Origin of the sequence: Streptomyces sp. NPDC006261 (assembly GCF_040613515.1) — a bacterium.
Lineage (GTDB): Bacteria > Actinomycetota > Actinomycetes > Streptomycetales > Streptomycetaceae > Streptomyces.
This window is the reverse complement of record NZ_JBEXSI010000038.1, coordinates 1-21,822: the sequence shown is the minus strand read 5'-3', so window position 1 is coordinate 21,822 and position 21,822 is coordinate 1. Positions and strand designations below refer to the sequence as shown.

The window sequence follows — 21,822 nt, the reverse complement described above, 5'->3', positions numbered from 1 at the left end:
ATGCCGCGTACGGTAGTTGGGCACACCCGCAGGAGCAGACCGTGCGGCGAGTGGGGGCGACAGTGGCCAACGACGTATTCGACTTCTCACCCGGGGCGCAGATCCCGATCCAGGGGTCCGCCGGCCAGTCGGTGGCGACCAACGCCCTGGCGTCAGCCGCGTACCGCGACACCCCGGTGGAGAAGATCCTCGACGCCAACAGCGAGTGGCACAAATCCGCGGTGAAGGCGGGGGCCTCCAAGCTCTTCAAGTCCGACTACTTCAAGCCGAATCTCGGCGAGGCCTTCTCCCGCGCCGTACAGGAACGCATGCTGGGCGGCTCCCGCAAGGCGCTCATCCAGTCCTTCGGCACCGATCCGCAGACGGTGGTGGAGCACTGTCTGTCGGCGACCAACCTCCGCAAGGCGCGCGACACCCGGCTCACGATGGTGACCGCGGTGTTCGGCTTCCTGTTCCTGCCGGGGATGATCGCCTGGGTCATCGCCTTCCGCATCAAGGACGCCCTCGCCAAGTCGAAGGACGGCGCGTTCCGGGCGGTCGGCACAGTGCTGCTCGCCGCGTTCGGAGTCGGTGCGCTGGTCCTGCTGTGGAAGCTGCCGACGGACGGGTTCTGGACCCTCTACGTCCGGGGGGCGATCGTCGCCCCGCTGATCGGCTGGTTCCTCGCCAAGCGGATCGCGGAGACCTCCGCGAGGGATCTGCGGGCCCGCTGGGACGGGCTGCTGTCCGGCACCGGGGTCATCGCCAAGATCCCGGAGGCGGTGCCGAAGAACCCCAACGAGACCGCGCGCGAGGCGCTGCGCCAGGGGCTGGAGAAGCTCACCGCCGAGCAGCAGTCCAACGCCGTCTTCTACGCCGGCCCCAAGGGCATCCTCGGCATGGGCACCCGGTGGGGCAGCTGGCAGCTGGCCGAGGAGCTGACCCCGAAGGACCCGACGAAGGAGATCCACCAGTTCCGCAGCTGGGACCTGATCCGGATCATCCACGACCAGCTGAAGATGCTGGAGCGCGGCCCGCTCAACACCGGCGGCTTCCCCAAGCCGTCCGTGAAGCACTGGATCGTCTCCCCCATCGGCGAGAACGCCGACTCCGTCTCCCGCCCCGAAGGGGAGGACGTCGCGACCTTCCAGGTGAAGCCGCACGAGATACAGCGGATCTGCAACCACCAGCAGTTCGGCAGCGGTGACCGGCACTACCTGGGCGTGCAGTTCACCCTCTGGGACGGCCAGCTCGTCATCACGATGATGATCACGGTGACCGTGCTCCACGAGACACTGCGCATCGAGGTCACCGGACACGCTCTGGGTCCGGTGCACGGGCTGTTCTTCGCCAAGCCCGAGGCGCGGACCAAGACGGTCAACAAGACCGTCAGGTTCTGGGAGACCCGGGAAATCCAGCTGCCGGTGGTGGAGGCCAGGGAGGTCGTCCGGCTCGCCCTGCGGGCGCCCTTCACCTGGTATCCGCCGTTGCTGGACTACCTGGGCGGGAAGATAGTGCTTCCGGAGCCCTTCGGACTGCGGCATGCCTGGGCCGCCAAGCCGTGGAACCACCGCTTCATGGCGGACGACGCGATGCGCGCGGCCACGCCGGTGCTGCGCGTGGTCCACTCGGCGGCGATGCGGGTCCTCGCGGAGAACGGCGTGGACACCGAGCGCTTCGACAGCCGCTCGATGATACTGAGCGGCCTCGTCCAGGACCCGGCCCCGCGCAAGGCCGACGTCTACGACGCGTAGTCGGTGCGTACATGGGGAAGGGCCCCCGACACGGTGGGCCTTCCCCATGTACGGGACGGTCCGCTCAGCCGGCCGGCCAGGCACCGGCCAGCATCGCCCGGGTGTCGCCCAGCAGCTGCGGCAGCACCTTGGTGTGGCCTATGACCGGCATGAAGTTGGTGTCCCCGCCCCAGCGCGGCACCAGGTGCTGGTGCAGGTGGGCGGCGATCCCGGCGCCGGCGACCGAGCCCTGGTTCATCCCGATGTTGAAGCCGTGCGCCCCGGAGGCGGCGCGCAGGGCCGCCATCGCCCGCTTGGTGAAGTCCGCCAGCTCCGCCGTCTCCGGACCGTCCAGCTCCGTGTAGTCGGCGACGTGCCGGTAGGGGACGACCATGAGGTGCCCGCCGTTGTACGGGTAGAGGTTCAGCACCGCGTAGACGTGCTCGCCGCGCGCCACCACGAGCCCGTCCTCGTCGGATTTCGCCGGAATCGAACAGAACGGGCAGCCGTCCTCGGCGCCCGGGCCGCTCGGCTTGTCCTGACCCTGGATGTACGCCATCCGATGGGGCGTCCACAGACGCTGAAACGCGTCCGGCGTCCCCACGCCGATCTGCTGCTCCGGCTCACTCGTCATGCCGATCAGCATATTGCGTCACCCGCGCGGAGCGTGTCGCCGGGGCCGTGCCCCAGCCCGCCCGGCGATGCTGAGGGGATGAGCCAGCGATCCGCCCCCGAGGCCCCCACCCGGCCGACCCACTGGGAGCAGCGCACCGAGATCCCGCTCCTCGCCGCCTCGCTGCTCTTCCTGGCGGGGTACGCGGTCCGGGTCCTGGCCCCGCGCGACGCCCAGCCGTGGCACGACATCTCCCTCATCCTGGTCTGGTCGACGTGGCTGCTGTTCCTGGCGGACTACGCGGTACGGCTGCACCTCAGCGGCCAGGGCGCACGCTTCGTCCCCACGCACCGGCTCGACACCCTGGTGCTGCTGCTGCCGCTGCTGCGCCCGCTGCGGATGGTCAAGGTCTACTCGGCGGTGCAGAGGCGCCGCGACCGGCCGCGGCTGAACCTGTACGCCCGGGTGATGTCGTACGCGAGCCTGAGCGCCGTCCTGCTCGGCTTCTCCGCCGCGCTCACCGTGTACCGCCTGGAGAGCACGGCCCCCGGCGCCTCCATCCGGACGTTCGGGGACGCGGTGTGGTGGGCGTGCGCGACGCTCTCGACGGTCGGTTACGGGGACGCCGCACCGATCACCTTCTGGGGGCGGACGGTGGCGGCGGGGCTGATGGCATGCGGTCTCGCGCTGCTGGGAGCGGTGACGGGGTCGTTCTCGTCGTGGCTGATCCAGGTGTTCTCCCGGGAGGACGGGAAACGGCCCCCGGAGCGCGGGTAGCGCTCAGGGGGCCGTGCCCCGACAAGGTGCTCAGACCTGTACGCGGTCCTCGACCGCCTTCGCGATCTTGGCGATGGCCTCGTCGACCGGGATGCCGTTCTCCTGCGAACCGTCGCGGTAACGGAAGGAGACGGCACCGTTGGCCATGTCCTCGTCACCAGCGATGATCATGAAGGGCACCTTGGCCTTCTGCTGGTTGCGGATCTTCTTCTGCATCCGGTCGGAGGAGGCGTCCACGTCCACCCGCAGTCCCTGCTTGCGCGCCTTGGCGGCGAACTCCTGGAGGTAGGGGATGTGGGCGTCGCCGATCGGGATGCCGACCGCCTGGACCGGGGCGAGCCAGACCGGGAAAGCGCCCGCGTAGTGCTCCAGTAGCACGGCGAAGAAGCGCTCGATGGAACCGAACAGAGCACGGTGGATCATGACCGGGCGCTGCTTGGAACCGTCGGGGCCGGTGTACTCCAGGTCGAAACGCTCCGGCAGGTTGAAGTCGAGCTGTACGGTCGACATCTGCCAGGTCCGGCCGATGGCGTCCTTGCACTGCACGGAGATCTTCGGGCCGTAGAACGCGGCGCCGCCCGGGTCCGGGACCAGGGGCAGACCCTGCTTCTCGGCGACCTGGCGGAGCGTCTCGGTGGCCTCATCCCAGGTCTCGTCCGAGCCGACGTACTTCTCCGGGTCCTTGGTGGAGAGCTCCAGGTAGAAGTCGGTGAGCCCGTAGTCACGCAGCAGGTTCAGCACGAAGGTGAGCGTGCGGTCGAGCTCCTGGGCCATCTGCTCCTTGGTGCAGTAGATGTGCGCGTCGTCCTGTGTGAAGCCGCGCGAGCGGGTCAGGCCGTGCACGACGCCCGACTTCTCGTACCGGTACACCGTGCCGAACTCGAAGAGGCGCAGCGGCAGTTCGCGGTAGGAGCGGCCACGCGCGTCGAAGATCAGGTTGTGCATCGGGCAGTTCATCGGCTTGAGGTAGTAGTCCACCCCGTCGTCGAGCTGCATGGGCGGGTACATGCCGTCGGCGTACCAGTCCAGGTGGCCGGACTTCTCGAAGAGCTTGCCCTTGGTGGCGTGCGGGCTGTAGACGAACTCGTAGCCCTCCTCCTCGTGGCGGCGGCGCGAGTAGTCCTCCATGGCCCGGCGGATGACGCCGCCCTTGGGGTGGAAGACCGCGAGGCCGGGGCCGATCTCGTCGGGGAAGGAGAAGAGGTCCAGCTCGTTGCCGAGCTTGCGGTGGTCGCGCTTGGCGGCCTCCTCCAGGAACTCCAGGTGCGCCTTCAGCTCGTCCTTGGTCGGCCAGGCGGTGCCGTAGATGCGCTGGAGCATGGGGTTCTTCTCGCTGCCGCGCCAGTACGCGGCGGCGTTGCGCATCAGCTTGAACGCCGGGATGAACCGGGTGGTCGGCAGGTGCGGACCGCGACAGAGGTCCTTCCACGACAGGTCGCCGGTCTTGGGGTCGAGGTTGTCGTAGATGGTCAGCTCGCCGCCGCCCACCTCGACGTCCGCGCCGTCGTCCGAGGAGGCGGAGCCCTTGATGCCGATGAGCTCCAGCTTGTACGGCTCGTCGGCCAGCTCCTCGCGGGCGGCCTCGTCGGAGACCACGCGGCGGGAGAACTTCTGGCCCCGCTTCTGGATCTCCTGCATCTTCTTCTCGATGGCCTTGAGGTCCTCGGGCGTGAACGGCTTCTCGACGTCGAAGTCGTAGTAGAAGCCGTCCTTGACCGGCGGGCCGATGCCGAGCTTGGCCTCGGGGAAGAGCTCCTGCACGGCCTGGGCCATGACGTGCGCGGTGGAGTGGCGCAGGATGTTGAGGCCGTCCTCGGAGGAGATCTCCACCGGCTCTACGCTCTCGCCGTCCTGGAGCTCGTAGGAGAGGTCCTTCAGCTCGCCGCCGATGCGCGCGGCGACGACGGTGCGCTGACCGGGGAAGAGCTCGCCGGCCGTCGTGCCCGTCGTCACCACGTGCTCTTCCCGCTCGGAATCGCGTTGGATGATCACACGGACGTCTGACACCGGTCTCTCCTGACTGAGGGGGTCGCTTGCCTTCGTATGGCCAAGCAATACGAATCGTACCGAGCCCCACGCCTCCGATGCGAACGCCTTACCCCTCGTCACAAGGGCTCCTCCCCCGCGCACGCCTCCTCGAAGAAGTCCACGTTCTCCTGGAGCGACTTCATCAGCCGGTCCCGCTCGGCCTCGTCCACCTGGACGGGTGCCACCTGCGACGCCCCGGTAAGCCGCCGGAAGCCGCCCCGCCGCTCCAGCCGCCCCTCCACCCGCAGCGGCAGCCCGACGAGGTGGGCGTGGCCCGCGATCCGGTATGCCTCCTCGTCCAGCTCCACCCGCACGTGCGCGACCTCCGCCCCCGCCAGCACCCGCAGCCGTACGATCCCGGCGCCCCGCGGCCCCGAGCGGCGCAGCCGGACCACCGCACCGGTGATCCGGACCGGGACGGCGGGCTCCTCGCGGAGATAGCGGGCCCCGGCGGAGCGCAGGGCGGGCAGGTCGCCCGGGGAGAACTCGACCGGTGCGGGGCGGGCCGGGCAGCCGTCCGGGGTGCCGGCGGCGGGCGCCCAGCGCACGTCGATCCCGGCCCCCTCGGTGCCGCGCACCAGGGCCACCAGCGCCTCGGTCAGCTCCCGGCTGACACCAGCCGCCACCGCACTGTCGAAGGCCTCCATGCCTCCGGTGGCCCGCTGGTAGTCCACCGCCTCGCGGGTGGCGTGCAGGGCGTGGCACAGCTGGACGGCGACGGCGCGTCCGGACTCGACGGGGACGAAGGCGGTGAGCCGGCGCCCGCCCGGCGCGGGCCCGATGAGGGTGCCGTCCAGCGCCGCCCGGGCCTTCCTGCGGTGCCGGGCCCCGTGGTAGCCGGCCCGGCCGCGGGCCGCGAGCGCCCCGGCCAGGAGGATCTGCCGGGCCGCCGACCGCAGCTCATCCGCCTCCGCCCACCCCCAGGCGCCCGCCGCCCCGGCCGCCGATTCGGGGACCTCCCGCCACCAGCGGACCTCGTCGCTGGGGACGGCGAGGGAGACCAGGATGTCCCGGGCGGACGGGGCGGCGCTGCGGGAGAGCGCGGTGAGCGCCTCGGCCAGCAGGTCCTCGGCGTCGGGGAAGGCCGCGCTCTCCGGCACCAGCAGGCTGGCGCCGGCGGCCGGTCCGGGCGGGGACCAGCGGCTGTAGCGCCCGGCCGCTCCCCCGCGCCGCTGCCAGCCGTACCGGTGCAGGAGCGCGGTGAGCACCGCCGGGTCGGGGAGTGGGGCGCCGTCCCCGTCCGGGACGGCGTACTCCCTGCTCACGGCAGGGTGCGACCGGGCGCCGAACAGCTCCACCGGGCCCGTGGGTTCGTCCATCGACCGGTGCATCAGGGTCTCCCTCCGGCCCCGACCCGGGCCATGATGTCGCAGAGTGCGCGGTCGTCGAAGATCCGTGAGGTCGGGACGCGCACGGTGGTCCGGTGCCGGCCCGTCACCGCGTGACCGGCCAGGTTGGTCCAGTAGCAGCAGTGCCGCAGATCCAGACTGCCGGGCCCGGCGCTCAGCCACTCGTCCTGGCTGCGGGGCACGAGCATCACCACCAGGATCTTGTGCACCGAGACCGGGGTGCGGGCGAGCTTGACGAGATGGGCGTTGTCGAGCGTGAAGGAGAACGCCCCGCCCGCCGGGTGCGGCGGTATCTGGTAGGTGCACTTGAGCTGCACCTTGATGGTCACTTCGTCGTCGACGGTGTGGGCGGCGGCCCCGTGGCTGACGTGCCAGTCGATGCCGTTGTCGGGGAAGGGCTGGGACAGTGAACATCCCGCCGCCGCCGCGACGGCGTGCAGATAGCCCACCTGGAGGGTCTCCATGCAGGCGGTGGTGGCGAGGGAGCCGCGCAGCGGTGCGTCGTTCCGCTGCTCCACCGGCCCGAACCCTTCGGCGCGGGCGGGCCCTTCTGGATCGGGCTGCGCGAGCGCCATGGCCCCGTATGCCTTCCGGACGTGCCGTCAGATCTGAAGCAGGAGGTGATCGAGGAGCAACTTCCCTCCCCCTCACCTGTGTTGTCACCGCAGGAGAACGCCCGCAAACGGCGTATCAGGCAAACAGCACGGGTATCACCGATATCGGGCAGAGGAATCACTCCATCTGCCGTGCGGGTGCGAGGAGTTCGGGGATGATGCACTGGTTCGAAGGGCCGCTGGCCGCTTTTGACACGGAGACGACAGGCGTGGACGTCGAGCAGGACCGGATCGTTTCGGCCGCTCTCGTCGCGCAGGACACGACGGGCGGACGCGTCCGCGTCACCCGCTGGCTGGTCGCCCCGGGGATCCCGGTGCCCGCGGGGGCGACCGAGATCCACGGTCTGACCGACGATCACCTTCAGCGCAACGGCCGTTGGCCCGCACCGGTGATGGACGAGATCGCCCGTTCGCTGGCCGAGAGCTGCGCGACGGGCCGCCCGCTGGTCGTGATGAACGCACCGTTCGACCTGACCCTGCTGGACCGCGAGCTGAAGCGGCACCGGGCCTCGTCACTGGCCGGGTACATGGCCGACGTGCCGCTGCGGGTGGTGGACCCCCGGGTGCTGGACAAACACCTGGACCGCTACCGCAAGGGCCGTCGCACGCTCACCGATCTCTGCGAGCTGTACGACGTGCCCCTCCACGGCGCCCACGACGCGGCGGCGGACGCCTCGGCCTCGCTGGAGCTGGTGCGCGCGATATGCCGGCGCTTCCAGTCCCGGCTGGAGCGGCTCTCCCCCGCCGAGCTGCACGACCTCCAGGCCACCTGGCACGCGGCGCAGGCGCGTGGCCTGGAGGCGTGGTTCGCCAAGAGCGGGACACCGGAGTCGGTGGATCCGGCGTGGCCGCTGCGCCCGGAGCTGCCCGCGGCGGCGTAGGGGGTTCAACGGGTCGGGACATGCGAAAGCCGGTCCGCGTGATGCTGTCGGACCGGCTTTCCCCGGTGGGCGATACTGGGTTCGAACCAGTGACCTCTTCGGTGTGAACGAAGCGCTCTCCCACTGAGCTAATCGCCCGGGAACGGGTTGAACCATACAGGGCTCGGCGGGCTTCGTTCAAACCGCTTCCGGCCGGGCGGGCCCCGGGGCGCACGCGGCACGTACACAGGCGCGGAAACGCGGAAACTGAGTATCCGAGCGCATGTACGAGGCGGAGGGCCGGGGCCACACTCCCGAACATGGAACATGTGCCGCCGCCCGCCGAGGAACTGGCGCTCCTCGACCGAGAACTGACTCAGCTGGACGCCCGCCGGGCCCAGCTGCTGACCCGTCGCGCCTGGCTGGTCAGCGCGTTGCAGCCGCAGGCGCCGAACGCACCGCGCTGGAGTACGCCGCCCGTCGGCCACGGCTGGGCGCCGGGGCAGCCGTGGGGGTCCGCGCCGCGGACCGCGAAGCCGTCCGGGCCGCCGCGCAGCGCGCAGAACGTGCTGCTGACGCTGGGCGGTCTGCTGCTGACGGTCGCGGCCGTCGCGTTCACCCTCGTCAGCTGGGGCTCCATGGGCATCGGCGGCCGGTCGGCCGTCCTGGCGCTGGTGACCCTGGCCGCCCTCGCGGCCCCGGTGGTCCTGCTGCGCCGGAAGCTCGCGGCCACGGCGGAGGCGCTGGCGGCGCTCGCCCTGGTCCTCACGCTGCTGGACGCCTACGCGGTCCACGCGGTCGCGGCGCCGGACGCCGACGGGCTCACCTTCACCGCCGTGGCCTCGGCGGTGCTCGCGGCGCTCTGGACGGCCTACGGCCTGGCCCTGGGCAAGCTGCACCTGCCGCTGCCCGCGGCCGTGTTCTTCGTCCAGTGGCCGCTGCTGCTGGGCGCCTGGGCGGCCGGTGCCCCGGCGATCGTGGTCGGCTGGGCGCTGCTGGCGACGGCCGTACTGGACGGCGCGATCGCGCTGTGGGGCAAGGGCCTCGGCGTGCGGGTCACGGCGGGCGTCGGCCTGGCCGTGATGGGGTCCGCCGCGCTGCTGACGGGGCTCGCGGAGTCCCTGACGGCCGACGGACCGCTCGGGGCCGTACTGCCGGGCACGCTGCTGCTGACGGCGGCCGTGGCGGCCCTGGCCGGGGCGTGGCGCGCTCCGAACGGCTACGCGCAGCTGGGCGGCGTGGTGGCCGGTCTGGCGGCGGTGGCGGCGGTCGGCGGCGTGCTGCGGGCGGCGGTGCCGGGCGCATGGCACGTTCCGGTGTATCTGCTCTGCGGCCTGGCTCTGCTGTCCGTCGTACGGACACCGCTGCCGCGGAGCGCGGGGCGTGGGGCGCTGGCGGCGGCGGGCGCGGTGGTGGCCGGTGCGCTGCTGTGGGCGGTGCCTCCGGTCGCGGCGGTGCTGCTGGGGCCGGTCGAGCTGGTCGCCGAGGTGTGGGCGGGGGCGCCGGACGGGTTCCGGGGCGCGCTCGGGGAGTCGATGCGGTGGTCGGAGACGGCTGCGGCTCCGGTGGTGCTCGCGGTGGTGGCCGGGCTGCTCCGGGCGGCGTACCGCTGGTGGCCGTCGCTGGTGCGGGTCGCCGCTCCGCTGGGCACGCCGGGGGCGGCGGCGCGCGGTGCGGCGGGCGCGGGGGCGCTGGCCCTCGGCTGGGGGACGCTGCTGCTGGCGGCGGCGACGCTGGGGGTGCCGTACCCGGTCGCGGTGGCCCTGGAGACGGTGCTGGTGGCGGGGCTGCTGCTGGTGGCGGTCCGGGGTGCGGAGCGGGGCGCCGGGGACGCGGGGACGGCCGAGGCCGAGGCCGAGGGTGCCGGGGCGGGGGCCGCGGGCGGTGGCCGGTCGGCCGTGGCAGTGACCGCGCTCGTGGGCGCCGTCGGCGGGGCGGTGAGCGTGGGGCTGCTGTCGCTGGCCGCGGAGGCGGCGACGTACGCGGTGTTCGGGGCGCTGGTGGTCCTGTTCGCGGGCGCGGCGCTGCGGACGCGGGCCGTGGTGGAGCAGGCGGTGTGCGCGGTGGCCGCGGTGGTGTGGGGCACGGTCCTGACCGGGTGTGCGGCCCGCTCCCTGGAGCTCGCCCCGCACGAGGCCGCGCCGCTGCTGCTCGTGGCGCCCGCGGTGACGGTGCTGCTGGGGGCGCGGCTGCGGCTGCACCCGGTGGCGTTGCCGGTGGAGCTGACCGGGGCGCTGGGTGCGCTGGTCGCGGTGGGTCTGTCGGCACAGGAGGCCCCGTTCCTGGCCCTGGTGCTCGCCCTGTGCGGGGTGCTGGCGGCGGGGGCGGCCGTGCGCCCGGAGCGGCGGCCGGCGGCGGGGTACGTGGCGGCGGCGCTGTTCGTGGCGGCGACCTGGGTCCGGCTGGCGGCGTCGGAGGTGTCGGCGCCGGAGGCGTACACCCTGCCGGTGACGGTGCCCGCGCTGGTGGTCGGCGTACTGCGACGGCGCAAGGACTCCGAGGCATCTTCGTGGACGGCGTACGGGCCGGCGCTCGCCGCGACGCTGCTGCCGAGCCTGGCCGTGGCCTGGACCGACCCCGACTGGCTTCGGCCGCTGCTGCTGGGCGTCGCGGCGCTGGTGATCACGCTGCTGGGGGCGAAGTTCCGGCTGCAGGCGCTGCTGCTGCTCGGCGGCGCGGTGCTGGCCCTGGACACCCTGCACGAGCTCGCTCCGTACGTCGTCCAGGTGGCCGGCGCCCTGCCGCGCTGGCTGCCGCCGGCGCTGGCCGGACTGCTGCTGCTGGCCGCGGGGGCCACGTACGAGCAGCGGCTGCGCGAGGCACGCAAGCTGAAGGACCTGCTGGGCCGGATGCGGTGAGCGGTGTTCCCGGCCGCAGGATCCCGTGGGGTCCTGCGGCCGGGAACGCAGAGGCCCCCGAGACTCGAAAGTCTCGGGGGCTCTGTTCCGGGTGGGCGATACTGGGTTCGAACCAGTGACCTCTTCGGTGTGAACGAAGCGCTCTCCCACTGAGCTAATCGCCCGGGCGCACCGCAAACATTACCCCATGTCAGCGGTGCTCCTGGACCGTCCCCGGCGCTGTTCGCCGACCGTCCGCGGTCCTACTCGCCGACCGTCCACGGCAGGGCGAGGCCGAACTTCCAGACGTAGATCCCGACCAGCACCGCCATGATCACCAGGCCCACCGTGGTGAGGATGATGTTGCGCCGCCGGACCTTGGGATCCAGCGCCCGCTGGGCGGCCTCGGTGACCTTGCGCTTCGTCCAGCGCAGCACCAGCTGGGCCCAGACGAACTCGGTCGCCCAGATCGCCATGCCGCCGAAGATCACCAGCCAGCCGGGCCCCGGCAGCACCAGCATCAGCACACCGGCCACCACGACGCCCAGGCCGACGACGAAGACGCCGACCTGCCAGCTCAGGTGCAGCGGCCTGGACGCCTTGATGAAGCCCGGCGCCCGCGAGCCCAGCTCGCGTTCCCCCGTGGTCGCGCCCCCCGCAGCGGACCCCGGGGCCGCCTTCCCGGCGGCCTCGATCCGCTCGTCACTCTCCGCATTCATGGAGCTCAACCTACCCGACCGCCGTCGTCACTTGAATGGGCGCATGACTCAAAGTTACACACCGCTGGGCGAGGGACCCGAAGCATCACAAATGGGTCAGAGGGGTTTACAACGCCACCGTAGGTGGCATGTCGATTTCGCCGACGTGCGAATCCCCGAGCGCACACTGAGCGAAAGGCCCTGGCGCTTATGAACACCACGGTCAGCTGCGAGCTGCACCTGCGCCTCGTTGTGTCGAGCGAGTCCTCACTGCCTGTACCCGCGGGCCTGCGGTATGATACGGCCGATCCCTATGCCGTGCACGCCACCTTCCACACCGGAGCGGAGGAGACGGTCGAGTGGGTTTTCGCCCGTGACCTCCTCGCCGAAGGGCTGCACCGGCCCACCGGCACCGGAGACGTCCGCGTCTGGCCATCTCGAAGTCACGGTCAAGGCGTCGTCTGCATCGCACTGAGCTCCCCGGAGGGCGAAGCCCTGCTCGAGGCTCCGGCGCGAGCCCTGGAGTCGTTCCTGAAAAGGACCGACGTCGCGGTTCCGCCCGGCACCGAGCATCGTCACTTCGATCTCGACACGGAGCTCTCCCACATCCTGGCCGAGAGCTGAGCCAGGCCGAGAGCTGCCCGGCGCCGTCCGACTCGGGGAGACGGCGTCGCGCGGACAACCACATAAGGCAGGCACCGGCGCCGGCGCCGCGGAATCCACCGCGGCGACGGCGCCTGCGCGTGCGCCAGGGCTCTCGGAGCAGGCCGGTGGCGTGTGGGTGCTCCCGTGCTCCCGCAGGCCCGCACCGGGCCGGGGCGCGGCCGGGTGAGCCAGTAGAGTCAGCCGCCATCGGCAGGCGCCCGCCGGCCGGAGGCCAGGGAGCGAAGCGTGCTGATCCCTCACGACACCCGGATCGCCCTCGACACGGTGGTCGATCTCGTGAACACCGCACCGGAGAGCGAGCCGCCCGAGGACGGCCCGACGGGCGGACCCGGGGACGGGACGGAGGACGGGCTCGCCGATCTCGCGGCGCTGTACGCCTTCGCCGAGCACCACCACATCAGCGCCGTCGGCACCCTCGGCGAGAAGGACCTGGGCGCCGTACGGGCCGTCCGGAGCCGCTTCGCCGAGGTCTTCGCCGCGCCCGACGCCCGTACCGCGGCCGACCTCGTGAACCGGCTCGTCGCCGCGGCCGGGACCACACCTCAGCTCACCGATCACGACGGCTACGACTGGCACGTGCACTACTTCGCCCCGGACGCCTCGCTCTCCGACCACCTCGCGGCCGACTGCGGCATGGCCCTGGCCTTCATCATCGTGGCCGGCGAACAGGAGCGGCTGCGGCGCTGCGAGGCGCCCGACTGCGGGCGCGCCTTCGTCGACCTCTCACGCAATCGCTCCCGCCGCTACTGCTCCAGCCGCACCTGCGGCAACCGGCTCCACGTCGCCGCGTACCGGGCCCGGCGCCGGGAGGCCGGGGCCTAGGTCGCGAGCCCGTAGGTAGCGGGGCAACCGGATCGCCACAGGCCGGGTCATAACAGGAACAGGTCGTGCAGGGCCGCCATCAGCAGCAGGCTCCCGATGACCGTCAGGAAGATCATCAGGGGTGGCTGGGAAAGCGCGAAGAGGCAGCCACGGGGCTCTTCGGCAGGGGATGCGGGGGCTTCGCCCCGGGATGTGTCCACCATCTCGGGGTGATCATGACTCACCCGGGACCCGGTTGGCGATCAACCTACGCCATTACACCGGGAGTTCACCGTCCCGTGGCCCTCGGAATTCGCTCCGGCGTCCGAGATGCCGTCAGGCATTCGGGTCCGGCCCGGCAAAAACCGTGTGTGTCCGGATCACGTGCTTCTCGGGTGCCGGGCTCCCAGATGCCGTCTATCAGATGCCGTGCTTCTTCAGAATCGCCTCGATGTCGCTGAAGTCGTCGCCGGGCGCGGCGGCCTCCTGCTTCTTCTTCGGCTTCGCCGTCGGCGCCGCTGCCGCCGGCCGGGCCTGGCTGCCGGCGCCGAGCGAGGGCGCCGAGGCGCCAGGGGCGACGGCCTCGTCGCGCTCGGCGGCCCGCGCGGCCTTGCGCTCCGCACGAGTGGTACCGCTACGGCGCTCGACGGCGCGGGTGGCCATGAAGAGCAGCCAGGCGAGGCCGAGCACGCCGAAGCCGATCCAGACGCTCGGCTTGAACGCGATGCCCGAGACCCACGCGACGACGCCGGTCAGGACGAGCCCGACGGGTACGAGGGAGTAGGCGGCGATCCTGGTCGCAGTGAGGAACCGCTTGCGGTACGCGGTGATCGCGGCGATGCCCAGGCCCGCCGCCGACGCCGCTGAACAGATGGTCTCGGCAAGCATCGGGGCCTCCAGGCGCAGGGGAAACGTCCCCTCCATCCTGCACCGACGACCGGCACAGGGGCCACGGCACCGGTCCACTTCAGGGAGATTTCAGGGCCGGGCTCCTCCGCAGGTGCCGGTCACCACCACGGCCGCAGGTGCCGATTGGGAGCTGTCGGCACGGCCTGGAAGACTGGCTCCATGAGCGAAACCACCCCTTCGGCACCGGTCGTCCTCGACCTCTGGTGCGATCTCGAGTGCCCCGACTGCCACCGGGCCCTCAGCGATGTGCGCGCCGTGCGTGCCCGGTACGGCGACCGTGTCGAGATCCGGCTGCGGCACTTCCCGCTGGAGAAGCACAAGCACGCCTACGCCGCGGCGCAGGCCGCCGAGGAGGCCGCCGTCCAGGGACAGGACTGGCCGTACATCGAGGCGCTCCTGGCCAGGACCTTGGACCTCGCGAAGGCCGGTGAGCCCGTTCTGCTCGACGTGGCCCGCGAACTGGGCCTGGACGCCGAGGAGTTCGACACCGCGCTCATCGACGGCCGCCATCTGCTGATCGTCGACGCCGACCAGGCGGAGGGCAAGGCGATCGGGGTCACCGGCACACCCACCTATGTGCTCGGCGACGAACGGCTGGACGGCGGCAAGAGCCAGGAGGGGCTGCGCGAGCGGATCGAGGAGATCATCGACCACCGCCTGGCCGCACAGGGCTGACGCCGGAGCCCGGACGGCCGAGGCCGCCTACAGCGCCTTGGCCAGGTTGTACCGCGTCGTCGCGTAGCCGAGCGACTCGTACAGCCGCAGCGCCGGGGTGTTGGCCGCGAAGACGTGCAGGCCGATCCGGTCCTGGCCCCAGGAGCGCGTCTCGTCCTCGGCGAGGAGCATCAGGGCCCGCCCGAAGCCGCGGCCGCGGTGCTCCTCGCGCACCTCGACGTCGAAGACGAAGCCGGCGGTCCTGCCCGGCTCCAGCTCCCGCAGGGCCAGCCAGATATGGCCGACCACCTCACCGCCCTGGACCAGCACCCGGAACCGCACACCCTCGGTCGCCAGCCCATCCGGGAGGTTGCCGGCGTGGTCGGCCTCGGACTTGAGCCGGGCCTGCTCGGGCGGTACGCCCCGGTCGGTCCACTCCTGCGCGTACGACCGCACCGCCTCCCGCAGCCAGCCCGCGTACTCCTGCTCGCTCATCGGGCGCGAGGTGAGGCCCTCGGGGAGAGGGACGGTGTCCGGGCCGAGGGTCTTTACCATGTTGCGGCTGCGTTCGGTGTAGCCGAGCGCGGCCGCCAGTGCCCGGGCGGGCTCGTTCTCCGCCGGGACCTCGGTCCGTACATGGGTGCAGCCCCACCCTCGCAGCACCTCCTCGGCGGCGAGCGCGGCGATGGTGCCCCGGCCGCGCCTGCGCCGCGCCTCGTCGACGCTGAGGGAGCGCACCACGCCGGCCGAGGCGCCGAACGCGTCGTCCGTGCTGATCGATACGGCGCCGACGGGCCGGCCGTTGTCGCACACGTCGTAGGTGCGCGCCCGTGCGCCGTCGGCGCCTTGCTGAAGCGGCCCGGACGGCCGGAGTGTCGTGGTCATCAAGGGTTTGTATCCCCTGGGCGGCCGCACGTCACGCGCTTTTCCGGCCCGGACGGAAAGGGCCTACGGATCCAGGTCGCTCCCGGCCCGCTCGTCGAAGATCCGCATGGCCTTCGCCGTCACCGGCCCCGGCTCCGCCGCCAGCGCCCGGTCGTCGACGCGGTGCACAGCCTGGATGTCGCGGAGCGTGGAGGTCAGGAAGACCTCGTCGGCCTCGGCGAGCACCTCCATCGAAAGGTCGCTCTCCTCGGCCCCCGTCCACTCCACGGCCAGCGCGCGGGTGATCCCCGCGAGGCACCCGGAGGCGACCGGCGGGGTGTGGATGCGGCCGTCCAGCACGACGAACACGTTGGACCCGGTGCCTTCGCAGAGACGGCCGGTCGTGTTCGGGAACAGCGCCTCGGAGGCGCCCCGCTCGCGGGCCCGGGCGAGGGCGACGACGTTCTCGGCGTACGAGGTGGTCTTGAGCCCGGTGAGGGCTCCGCGCTCGTTACGGGTCCAGGGGACCGTGATCACCGCGGTGGTGTCCGGGCGGCGGCTCACCCCGTCCAGCGCGACGACGAGGCTGGGCCCGGCGGTGCCGCGGTCCGAGCCGAGCGGGGAGAGCCCGCCGGTGTAGGTGATCCGCAGCCGCCCCAGCGGGACGGGGTTGGCGTCGATGACCGCCGTCGCGGCGCGCCGGACCTCGTCCAGGTCCGGGTCGGGCAGACCGAGGCCCCGCGCGGACCGGGTGAGACGGTCGAGGTGCCGGGTGAGGGCGAAGGGCTTGCCCTCGCTGGTGCGGACCGTCTCGAAGATGCCGTCACCCACGGTCAGCCCGTGGTCCAGCACCGACAGCCGGGCATCATCGGCGTCCCGCAGCCCGCCGTTGACCCAGATCCTCATGACGCGGTCCTTCCTGTCTGCTCGAACCCTGTCTGCTCGAACGTGCCCGACGCTACAGCGAGCAGCCGCGACGCCTTCAGCTCGGTCTCGTCCCATTCGCGCTCCGGGTCGGAGCCCCAGGTGATGCCGGCGCCGGTGCCGAAGCGCAGAAGGGGCACGGAGCCGGCCCGGTCGATCCAGAACGTCCGTATGCCCACCGCCAGGGAGGCCGTCGCCCGGTCGGCGTCGACCCAGCCGACCGCGCCGCAGTACGGCTCGCGCGGGGACCGCTCCAGCTCCTCGATGATCCGCAGCGCACTGGACTTCGGCGCCCCGGTGACGGATCCGGGCGGGAACGCCGCCGCGAGCAGCTCCGGCCACCCCGCCCCCTCGGCCAGCTCGCCCCGCACGGTGGAGACGAGGTGGACGAGGCCCGGGTGCTTCTCCACCACACAGAGGTCGGGGACGGTGACGCTGCCGGTCGCGCAGACGCGGCCGAGATCGTTGCGGACCAGGTCCACGATCATGACGTTCTCCGCGTGGTCCTTCTCCAGCAGATCGTCCTCGGTTCGCCCGGTCCCCTTGATCGGCCCGGATTCGACGGTCCGCCCGTCCCGGCGGAGGAACAGCTCGGGCGACGCGGTGGCGACCTCCACCCCGTGGCCAGGCAGGCGGATCGTTCCTGCGTACGGCGCCGGGTTGCCACGCGCGAGCAGGGCGGTCAGGGCGTCGACGTCGGCCCGGCCGGGGTCCGGCAGCGGTGCGGAGAGGACCCGGCAGAGGTTGGCCTGATAGACCTCGCCCGCGGCGATGTGGGCACGGATCCGCCGCACGCCCGCCGTGTAGGCCGCACGGTCCAGCGACGTCGTCCACTCTCCGGCGGCGGGCCCGAGCCAGGCTCCGGGCACGGGAGCGGGCACCTCCTCCCGGCGTACGGAGGAGAAGCGGGCGCAGACCGTACGGCCTTCGAAGTCGGCACATACCGCCCAGAAACCGGACGAGTCGAGAGCCGAGGGGTCGTTGGTCACATCCTGGAGGCCGGAGGCGACGAGGCCGCCGAAGCGGGCCATGGGAGCGAGGGGGGACACCCTGCCGAGTCTAGAACCGCCCACGATGACCTGCGTCGGGGCGACGGCACGGCGGTGTTACGGCGACCATCTGCGCAAACGCGTTTTTGTGCTGGCCCGGGAATCCGCTAGAGTTCAACACGTCGCCGGGACACGCAAGCGGTCCGGGCAAGACAAGCGGACGTAGCTCAGTTGGTAGAGCGCAACCTTGCCAAGGTTGAGGTCGCCAGTTCGAACCTGGTCGTCCGCTCGCAGAAGGTGGGGGATCTTCCCGAACTCCCATCCCTGGTGGAGTGGCCGAGAGGCGAGGCAACGGCCTGCAAAGCCGTCTACACGGGTTCAAATCCCGTCTCCACCTCCAAGGACGATTAGCTCAGCGGGAGAGCGCTTCCCTGACACGGAAGAGGTCACTGGTTCAATCCCAGTATCGTCCACCGGTCCGCAAGGATCCCCGCGCGATTAGCTCAGCGGGAGAGCGCTTCCCTGACACGGAAGAGGTCACTGGTTCAATCCCAGTATCGCGCACGTAGCACATACAGCAGGACCCAGCAGTACAGGCAGTACAGGCAGGATCACCCCGCGCGATTAGCTCAGCGGGAGAGCGCTTCCCTGACACGGAAGAGGTCACTGGTTCAATCCCAGTATCGCGCACCACCGAGAACCCCCGGTCGTCTCCACGACCGGGGGTTCTTTCGTGCCTGCGGCTGTCAGGAGGAGAAGAGCATCCGGCCGAAGCCCTTCTGGCGGCGGTGACCGTAGTGACCGCCGTGCTGCTGGCCGTACTGCGGGGCGCCCCAGGCGGGGGCGTGGGCGGGGGGAGCCGCCTGCGGGTAGGCGGGTGGGGCGGGCTGCGGGGGCGGCGCCTGCTGGGCCCACTGCGACTCCAGGCGGGTCAGCGACTCCAGCTCGCCGTAGTCCAGGAATATCCCCCGGCAGCCGCTGCACTGCTCGATCTGGACGCCGTTGCGGTTGTACGTCTGCATCTGCGCGTGACACTTGGGACACTGCATCATTCGGCTCGGCTCCTCGCCCTCGTTGTGCCGCCGCCGGAAAGCCTGTCCGGCCGCGGTCCGTTCAGCCTACGACGCGGACCCGCCCGCCAACTCGGGCGGGAACGTAGCGATTCGGGCACAGGAATCGATCATCAGCTGCTCCATCTCGTCCGGCTCCCGGCCCTCCGCGGCGCACTTGGCGAGGGCGACGGCCGCCGTCTGGACGGTCAGCGCACGGGCGGGGACGTCCAGTTGCGGCCAGGGGTCCCCCGCGGCGGGCACCGCGGCTCCCCCGGCGGACCGGTAGGCATCCAGGAACAGCAGCCAGTCCTCCGGGGCCAGCACTCCGGCCGCGTACCAGGCTGCGGGCCGCGCGAGGTCCCAAGCAGGGTCCCCCTGCCCCGCGTCGTCCACATCGATGAGCAACCAGGGCCCGTCCGGGGTGGGATGGCGGACGAGCTGCCCCAGGTGCAGGTCCCCGTGGCAGAGGAAGCCCGACCGCGCGGCGGGGGAGGCAGCCTCGCCCCGGGCCCAGTCAGGCAGGGCGTACCAGGCTGCCTGTACGGGAACGACCGCGTCGGAGCCGGGTAGGGCTGCCACCATCCGCGCGACCGCCCGGGCCGCCTTGACCGGGCCGCGCATCGGCGGGAGCGGCAAGGGGAGCGGAGGGGCGGTCCGGTGGAGGCGGGCGAGCAGGACGGCGGCTTCGGCCCAGGGGGCCGCGTCGGGGTCCCTGGGGTCGACGGGGGTGCCGTACGGCCAGAAGGTGACCGGGCGGGGGAAGGCCCCCGACGTATCGGCCGGACCCGCGGCGGTGAGCGGCGGGAGGAGGATGCCGGCCAGCTCCGGTGCCGAGGCCAGGGCGAGGCGGGCCGCCAGGGCGTCGCGGTCGATGTCGGCGGCGTGCGCCTTGGCCACGACCGGACCGCTGCCGACCACGGTGCCGTCCGGCCGGTCGGCCAGGAGCTGGGGCGGCTCGCAGGCGCAGGGGGCCCCGGGCGGGGTTCCCCGCGAGTGGCGGAGGCGGTGGGCCAGGGCGCCCAGCTCGCGGATGACCGGCCCGCGGGAGGCGGCCCCGGGAGTGACTCGCTCGGGACCGGGCGACCCGGGAGTGACAGGACCGGATGCGGGCCGCCCGGAAGCGGCGGGCGACCCGGCAGGGGCAGACCCGAGAGCGGGCCGCCCGGGAGCAGCGCGCCCGGGGTCGACCGGCCCGGCGGCCTCGGGATCGGCGCGCCCTGCGGGCTCGGGAGTGGGTGACTCACGGTCGACTGAGGTCGAGGTCATACGCAACGGCTCCCGGCAGCGGTCGGTCCCGGCCCTGCCACCGGTCCCTGCTGAGCGTACGCCGCAGCCGGGGGTGGAAGGCGGTGGAGCCCGCCGGGCGGGGCGCAGGCGCTGGCCTCGCCCGGTTCGTACCGGCGTGTCCCCTTCTGCGCCCTCCGGGGAAAGCGGCCCGCGGAACACGGCCCGAACAGCGCGATGCCCGGTCAGCTCCCCAGCTGACCGGACAAACGCTGCCGTCCGCCGCACCCCCGTCCCCACGGGGCTGTTGGCCTGATACCTGGGCCCGGACCGCTCTTCCGGACCCCGGGCGCCGCTCAGCGCCCCAGCATCACAGCCACGGACGACGCCTGTGTGACCACCGCGTCCCAGCCGCCGAAGGCGACTGCGAGCAGGGCCGCCAGGGGAAGAACCATGGCCGTCGCCACCAAGGGGTGCCGGGTGCCGGACGGGCGGGCGCCGAACGAGGCGTAGGCCTTGCGTCCCTGCGTGCGGATCATCGTCCGCGTTGCCGTGTCCGACATGGTTCCTCTCCTGACCTGATGTGGAGCGACGGGCGTGTGACCTCGGGGGACGAGTGCTGCGCCCGCCGCTTGATCTCAACATTAGGTAACCGGCGAGCACGGGGCGTCATGCCCGCGTACCGAATCCCGGGCCTCCCGGAGGATGAGCCGTCGGTGGTCGGCGTACTCCCCTGGGTGGAGACGGTCCACACGGCCTTGGGGTCATCCCGGAGGGGGCACAGGGGGGCCACCACCCCCGGGAAGGGTGCCGTCGGGTGACTTCACTCACTCCCCGCACCCTCCGAAGGAGGGTGCGTCGCGTTCCGCGACAGCCCCTCAGGACCGTCACCATGTACGTCCGGGTGGTATCCGCGCTCTCCCCGACCGACTCGTCCCGGCCATCATGGCTCGATCCAACGCCCCATGTTCGAGGGCCCTTTGCAGCCCGGCTCAGGCCGACGGGCCCGGAACAGCCGCCCCCTGACCGCCCTTCACCTCTACCGCCGTGCACGGGCAATCGAATCCCCGGAGAGGGCGCGGCCTCTGAGCGCACCGGGCGCGGGGTACGTAAGCTGTGCCTCGTCAGGCGGACCAGGCAGCGGGGATGGGCAGACGATGGCGATGATGCGGCTCCGGCGCGAGGACCCGCGTCTCGTCGGCTCGTTCCGGCTGCACCGACGGCTCGGCGCGGGCGGCATGGGCGTGGTCTACCTCGGCTCCGACCGGCGCGGTCAGCGGGTGGCGCTCAAGGTGATCCGCCCCGACCTGGCGGAGGACCAGGAGTTCCGTTCGCGGTTCGCGCGCGAGGTGTCCGCCGCGCGGCGGATCCGGGGCGGCTGTACCGCCCGGCTCGTGGCCGCCGATCTGGAGGCGGACCGCCCGTGGTTCGCGACGCAGTACGTCCCCGGCCCGTCCCTGCACGACAAGGTCGCCGAGGAAGGCCCCCTGGCCGCGGCCGAGGTGGCTTCGATCGGCGCGGCGCTCTCCGAGGGCCTGGTCGCGGTGCACGAGGCGGGCGTGGTGCACCGGGATCTGAAGCCTTCGAACATCCTCCTCTCCCCCAAGGGCCCCCGGATCATCGACTTCGGCATCGCCTGGGCGACCGGGGCCAGCACGCTGACCCATGTCGGTACGGCGGTGGGGTCGCCCGGCTTCCTCGCCCCCGAGCAGGTCCGGGGCGCGGCGGTGACCCCCGCGACGGACGTCTTCTCGCTCGGTGCGACCCTGGCGTACGCGGCGATGGCCGACTCCCCCTTCGGGCACGGCAGTTCCGAGGTGATGCTCTACCGCGTGGTGCACGAGGAGGCGCAGCTCCACGGGGTGCACGACGCTCTGGCCCCCCTGATCCGCGCCTGCCTGGCGAAGGATCCGGAGGAGCGGCCGAGCACGCTGCAACTGTCCATGCGGCTCAAGGAGATCGCGGCGCGCGAGGCGCAGGGTCTGCACGAGAGCCGGCCGCCCGCCCAGCGTTCGGCGCAGGACGCGGACCGGCCCACCGGCCGTCTCGACGGCCCGCACACCGAGCAGCACACCCGCCGCGCGGAGGGTCCTTCCTCGGCGGGCGGGCCGCAGCAGGGCCGGCGTCCGGCGCCGTCGCGTGCGGGGGCCGGGGGCGCGCCGCGAGGATTCCGGTGAGCGAGACAGTGCCGGCCGCCATGGCGACGGAGGCGGCCGCGAGGAGCATCGGGAGTTCGTAGGAGAGGAGCTGG

The 21,822-nt window shown here is 72.2% G+C and carries 20 protein-coding genes, 7 tRNA genes and 2 pseudogenes; 13 read left to right on the top strand and 16 right to left on the bottom strand.

Annotated elements, in window-relative coordinates:
* Positions 1-62: 62 nt before the first annotated feature.
* On the top strand, positions 63-1,733 hold the full coding sequence (locus ABZ154_RS23655) for a hypothetical protein (protein WP_356835654.1): 1,671 nt from the start codon (positions 63-65) through the stop codon (positions 1,731-1,733).
* A 64-nt stretch (positions 1,734-1,797) separates the two neighbouring features.
* Here the strand turns inward: ABZ154_RS23655 and ABZ154_RS23650 are convergent, their stop codons facing one another.
* On the bottom strand, positions 1,798-2,358 hold the full coding sequence (locus ABZ154_RS23650; protein WP_356176872.1) for an HIT domain-containing protein: 561 nt from the start codon (positions 2,356-2,358) through the stop codon (positions 1,798-1,800).
* A 66-nt stretch (positions 2,359-2,424) separates the two neighbouring features.
* Between ABZ154_RS23650 and ABZ154_RS23645 the strand changes: the two genes are divergently transcribed.
* Positions 2,425-3,102 (top strand): potassium channel family protein, encoded by a 678-nt coding sequence (locus tag ABZ154_RS23645; RefSeq protein ID WP_356835652.1) that lies wholly within the window; start codon positions 2,425-2,427, stop codon positions 3,100-3,102.
* A gap of 30 nt (positions 3,103-3,132) precedes the next feature.
* Here ABZ154_RS23645 and thrS read toward each other — a convergent pair whose 3' ends face one another.
* From thrS to ABZ154_RS23630, 3 genes are all read right to left on the bottom strand, one after another.
* Entirely contained in the window at positions 3,133-5,109 is a 1,977-nt protein-coding gene (gene thrS / locus ABZ154_RS23640) for a threonine--tRNA ligase (RefSeq protein WP_356835650.1), read from the bottom strand.
* Positions 5,110-5,207: 98 nt separating this feature from the next.
* Positions 5,208-6,461 carry a hypothetical protein gene (locus ABZ154_RS23635; protein WP_356835648.1) on the bottom strand — a complete coding sequence of 418 codons (1,254 nt, stop codon included), beginning with the start codon at positions 6,459-6,461 and terminating at the stop codon, positions 5,208-5,210.
* On the bottom strand, positions 6,461-7,054 hold the full coding sequence (locus tag ABZ154_RS23630; protein ID WP_356835646.1) for a DUF4365 domain-containing protein: 594 nt from the start codon (positions 7,052-7,054) through the stop codon (positions 6,461-6,463). Before ABZ154_RS23630 ends, ABZ154_RS23635 begins: the two co-directional genes overlap by 1 nt.
* 194 nt (positions 7,055-7,248) lie before the next feature.
* Here ABZ154_RS23630 and ABZ154_RS23625 point away from each other — a divergent pair, with 194 nt between their 5' ends.
* Positions 7,249-7,974, top strand: a complete 726-nt coding sequence (locus tag ABZ154_RS23625; protein ID WP_356835644.1) for a 3'-5' exonuclease — start codon at positions 7,249-7,251, stop codon at positions 7,972-7,974.
* A 66-nt stretch (positions 7,975-8,040) separates the two neighbouring features.
* Here ABZ154_RS23625 and ABZ154_RS23620 read toward each other — a convergent pair.
* Positions 8,041-8,112: transfer RNA gene (locus tag ABZ154_RS23620), tRNA-Val, on the bottom strand.
* Positions 8,113-8,273: 161 nt separating this feature from the next.
* Between ABZ154_RS23620 and ABZ154_RS23615 the strand changes: the two genes are divergently transcribed.
* The gene (locus ABZ154_RS23615; RefSeq protein ID WP_356835642.1) at positions 8,274-10,811 is read left to right on the top strand and encodes a hypothetical protein; all 2,538 of its coding nucleotides are present in this window, start codon (positions 8,274-8,276) and stop codon (positions 10,809-10,811) included.
* 92 nt (positions 10,812-10,903) lie between these two features.
* Here the strand turns inward: ABZ154_RS23615 and ABZ154_RS23610 are convergent.
* Both ABZ154_RS23610 and ABZ154_RS23605 read right to left on the bottom strand, forming a co-directional pair.
* Positions 10,904-10,975, bottom strand: a tRNA-Val gene (locus tag ABZ154_RS23610).
* Positions 10,976-11,053: 78 nt separating this feature from the next.
* Positions 11,054-11,509, bottom strand: a complete 456-nt coding sequence (locus ABZ154_RS23605; protein ID WP_356835640.1) for a TIGR02611 family protein — start codon at positions 11,507-11,509, stop codon at positions 11,054-11,056.
* Positions 11,510-11,698: 189 nt separating this feature from the next.
* Between ABZ154_RS23605 and ABZ154_RS23600 the strand changes: the two genes are divergently transcribed.
* Positions 11,699-12,112, top strand: a complete 414-nt coding sequence (locus tag ABZ154_RS23600; protein WP_356835638.1) for an SsgA family sporulation/cell division regulator — start codon at positions 11,699-11,701, stop codon at positions 12,110-12,112.
* Between the two features lie 267 nt (positions 12,113-12,379).
* Entirely contained in the window at positions 12,380-12,976 is a 597-nt protein-coding gene (locus ABZ154_RS23595; RefSeq protein ID WP_356835636.1) for a CGNR zinc finger domain-containing protein, read from the top strand.
* Between the two features lie 47 nt (positions 12,977-13,023).
* On the opposite strand, the gene ABZ154_RS23590 is transcribed toward ABZ154_RS23595, so the two are convergent.
* Both ABZ154_RS23590 and ABZ154_RS23585 read right to left on the bottom strand, forming a co-directional pair.
* Positions 13,024-13,179, bottom strand: a complete 156-nt coding sequence (locus ABZ154_RS23590) for a hypothetical protein (protein ID WP_192806729.1) — start codon at positions 13,177-13,179, stop codon at positions 13,024-13,026.
* Positions 13,180-13,375: 196 nt separating this feature from the next.
* A complete protein-coding gene (locus tag ABZ154_RS23585; protein ID WP_356835634.1) occupies positions 13,376-13,843 on the bottom strand; it encodes a hypothetical protein in 468 nt (155 codons plus the stop codon).
* Positions 13,844-14,023: 180 nt separating this feature from the next.
* On the opposite strand from ABZ154_RS23585, the gene ABZ154_RS23580 reads away from it, so the two are divergent.
* Complete coding sequence (locus ABZ154_RS23580; protein WP_356835631.1) at positions 14,024-14,539, top strand: DsbA family protein; 516 nt, start codon at positions 14,024-14,026, stop codon at positions 14,537-14,539.
* 27 nt (positions 14,540-14,566) lie between these two features.
* Here ABZ154_RS23580 and ABZ154_RS23575 read toward each other — a convergent pair whose 3' ends face one another.
* From ABZ154_RS23575 to ABZ154_RS23565, 3 genes are all read right to left on the bottom strand, one after another.
* Positions 14,567-15,403 carry a GNAT family N-acetyltransferase gene (locus ABZ154_RS23575; protein WP_356835630.1) on the bottom strand — a complete coding sequence of 279 codons (837 nt, stop codon included), beginning with the start codon at positions 15,401-15,403 and terminating at the stop codon, positions 14,567-14,569.
* Positions 15,404-15,466: 63 nt separating this feature from the next.
* Positions 15,467-16,288 (bottom strand): aminodeoxychorismate lyase, encoded by an 822-nt coding sequence (locus ABZ154_RS23570; RefSeq protein WP_356835628.1) that lies wholly within the window; start codon positions 16,286-16,288, stop codon positions 15,467-15,469.
* Positions 16,285-17,337, bottom strand: coding sequence for a chorismate-binding protein (locus ABZ154_RS23565; RefSeq protein WP_356835725.1), 1,053 nt, complete (start codon positions 17,335-17,337; stop codon positions 16,285-16,287). Before ABZ154_RS23565 ends, ABZ154_RS23570 begins: the two co-directional genes overlap by 4 nt.
* A 174-nt stretch (positions 17,338-17,511) precedes the next feature.
* On the opposite strand from ABZ154_RS23565, the gene ABZ154_RS23560 reads away from it, so the two are divergent.
* The 5 genes from ABZ154_RS23560 to ABZ154_RS23540 all read left to right on the top strand — a co-directional run bounded on the left by ABZ154_RS23560 (position 17,512) and on the right by ABZ154_RS23540 (position 17,988).
* Positions 17,512-17,584, top strand: a tRNA-Gly gene (locus ABZ154_RS23560).
* A gap of 37 nt (positions 17,585-17,621) precedes the next feature.
* Positions 17,622-17,695, top strand: a tRNA-Cys gene (locus ABZ154_RS23555).
* Position 17,696: 1 nt separating this feature from the next.
* Positions 17,697-17,768 (top strand) — tRNA-Val (locus ABZ154_RS23550).
* Between the two features lie 19 nt (positions 17,769-17,787).
* Positions 17,788-17,859: transfer RNA gene (locus ABZ154_RS23545), tRNA-Val, on the top strand.
* Positions 17,860-17,913: 54 nt separating this feature from the next.
* Positions 17,914-17,988, top strand: a tRNA-Val gene (locus ABZ154_RS23540).
* 53 nt (positions 17,989-18,041) lie between these two features.
* Here the strand turns inward: ABZ154_RS23540 and ABZ154_RS23535 are convergent.
* The 3 genes from ABZ154_RS23535 to ABZ154_RS23525 all read right to left on the bottom strand — a co-directional run bounded on the left by ABZ154_RS23535 (position 18,042) and on the right by ABZ154_RS23525 (position 20,134).
* Entirely contained in the window at positions 18,042-18,347 is a 306-nt protein-coding gene (locus tag ABZ154_RS23535; RefSeq protein ID WP_356835626.1) for a zf-TFIIB domain-containing protein, read from the bottom strand.
* 66 nt (positions 18,348-18,413) lie between these two features.
* Positions 18,414-19,613 (bottom strand): phosphotransferase, encoded by a 1,200-nt coding sequence (locus ABZ154_RS23530; RefSeq protein ID WP_356835623.1) that lies wholly within the window; start codon positions 19,611-19,613, stop codon positions 18,414-18,416.
* Positions 19,614-19,927: 314 nt separating this feature from the next.
* On the bottom strand, positions 19,928-20,134 hold the full coding sequence (locus ABZ154_RS23525; RefSeq protein ID WP_015607417.1) for a hypothetical protein: 207 nt from the start codon (positions 20,132-20,134) through the stop codon (positions 19,928-19,930).
* A gap of 594 nt (positions 20,135-20,728) precedes the next feature.
* Between ABZ154_RS23525 and ABZ154_RS23520 the strand changes: the two are divergent.
* A pseudogene (locus tag ABZ154_RS23520) lies at positions 20,729-21,718 on the top strand (serine/threonine-protein kinase); the annotation flags it as partial.
* Between the two features lie 10 nt (positions 21,719-21,728).
* Here ABZ154_RS23520 and ABZ154_RS23515 read toward each other — a convergent pair.
* Positions 21,729-21,822 (bottom strand): annotated as a pseudogene (locus ABZ154_RS23515) (NADH-quinone oxidoreductase subunit H); the annotation flags it as partial.

What these genes read in the sequence shown, in the direction of transcription:
- ABZ154_RS23650 (WP_356176872.1), bottom strand. Translation starts at nt 2,358, where the DNA reads ATGCTGATCGGCATGACGAGTGAGCCGGAGCAGCAGATCGGCGTGGGG.
- ABZ154_RS23645 (WP_356835652.1), top strand. Translation starts at nt 2,425, where the DNA reads ATGAGCCAGCGATCCGCCCCCGAGGCCCCCACCCGGCCGACCCACTGG.
- ABZ154_RS23635 (WP_356835648.1), bottom strand. Translation starts at nt 6,461, where the DNA reads ATGCACCGGTCGATGGACGAACCCACGGGCCCGGTGGAGCTGTTCGGC.
- ABZ154_RS23630 (WP_356835646.1), bottom strand. Translation starts at nt 7,054, where the DNA reads ATGGCGCTCGCGCAGCCCGATCCAGAAGGGCCCGCCCGCGCCGAAGGG.
- ABZ154_RS23625 (WP_356835644.1), top strand. Translation starts at nt 7,249, where the DNA reads ATGATGCACTGGTTCGAAGGGCCGCTGGCCGCTTTTGACACGGAGACG.
- ABZ154_RS23615 (WP_356835642.1), top strand. Translation starts at nt 8,274, where the DNA reads ATGGAACATGTGCCGCCGCCCGCCGAGGAACTGGCGCTCCTCGACCGA.
- ABZ154_RS23605 (WP_356835640.1), bottom strand. Translation starts at nt 11,509, where the DNA reads ATGAATGCGGAGAGTGACGAGCGGATCGAGGCCGCCGGGAAGGCGGCC.
- ABZ154_RS23600 (WP_356835638.1), top strand. Translation starts at nt 11,699, where the DNA reads ATGAACACCACGGTCAGCTGCGAGCTGCACCTGCGCCTCGTTGTGTCG.
- ABZ154_RS23590 (WP_192806729.1), bottom strand. Translation starts at nt 13,179, where the DNA reads ATGGTGGACACATCCCGGGGCGAAGCCCCCGCATCCCCTGCCGAAGAG.
- ABZ154_RS23585 (WP_356835634.1), bottom strand. Translation starts at nt 13,843, where the DNA reads ATGCTTGCCGAGACCATCTGTTCAGCGGCGTCGGCGGCGGGCCTGGGC.
- ABZ154_RS23580 (WP_356835631.1), top strand. Translation starts at nt 14,024, where the DNA reads ATGAGCGAAACCACCCCTTCGGCACCGGTCGTCCTCGACCTCTGGTGC.
- ABZ154_RS23575 (WP_356835630.1), bottom strand. Translation starts at nt 15,403, where the DNA reads ATGACCACGACACTCCGGCCGTCCGGGCCGCTTCAGCAAGGCGCCGAC.
- ABZ154_RS23570 (WP_356835628.1), bottom strand. Translation starts at nt 16,288, where the DNA reads ATGAGGATCTGGGTCAACGGCGGGCTGCGGGACGCCGATGATGCCCGG.
- ABZ154_RS23565 (WP_356835725.1), bottom strand. Translation starts at nt 17,337, where the DNA reads ATGGCCCGCTTCGGCGGCCTCGTCGCCTCCGGCCTCCAGGATGTGACC.
- ABZ154_RS23535 (WP_356835626.1), bottom strand. Translation starts at nt 18,347, where the DNA reads ATGATGCAGTGTCCCAAGTGTCACGCGCAGATGCAGACGTACAACCGC.
- ABZ154_RS23530 (WP_356835623.1), bottom strand. Translation starts at nt 19,613, where the DNA reads ATGACCTCGACCTCAGTCGACCGTGAGTCACCCACTCCCGAGCCCGCA.
- ABZ154_RS23525 (WP_015607417.1), bottom strand. Translation starts at nt 20,134, where the DNA reads ATGTCGGACACGGCAACGCGGACGATGATCCGCACGCAGGGACGCAAG.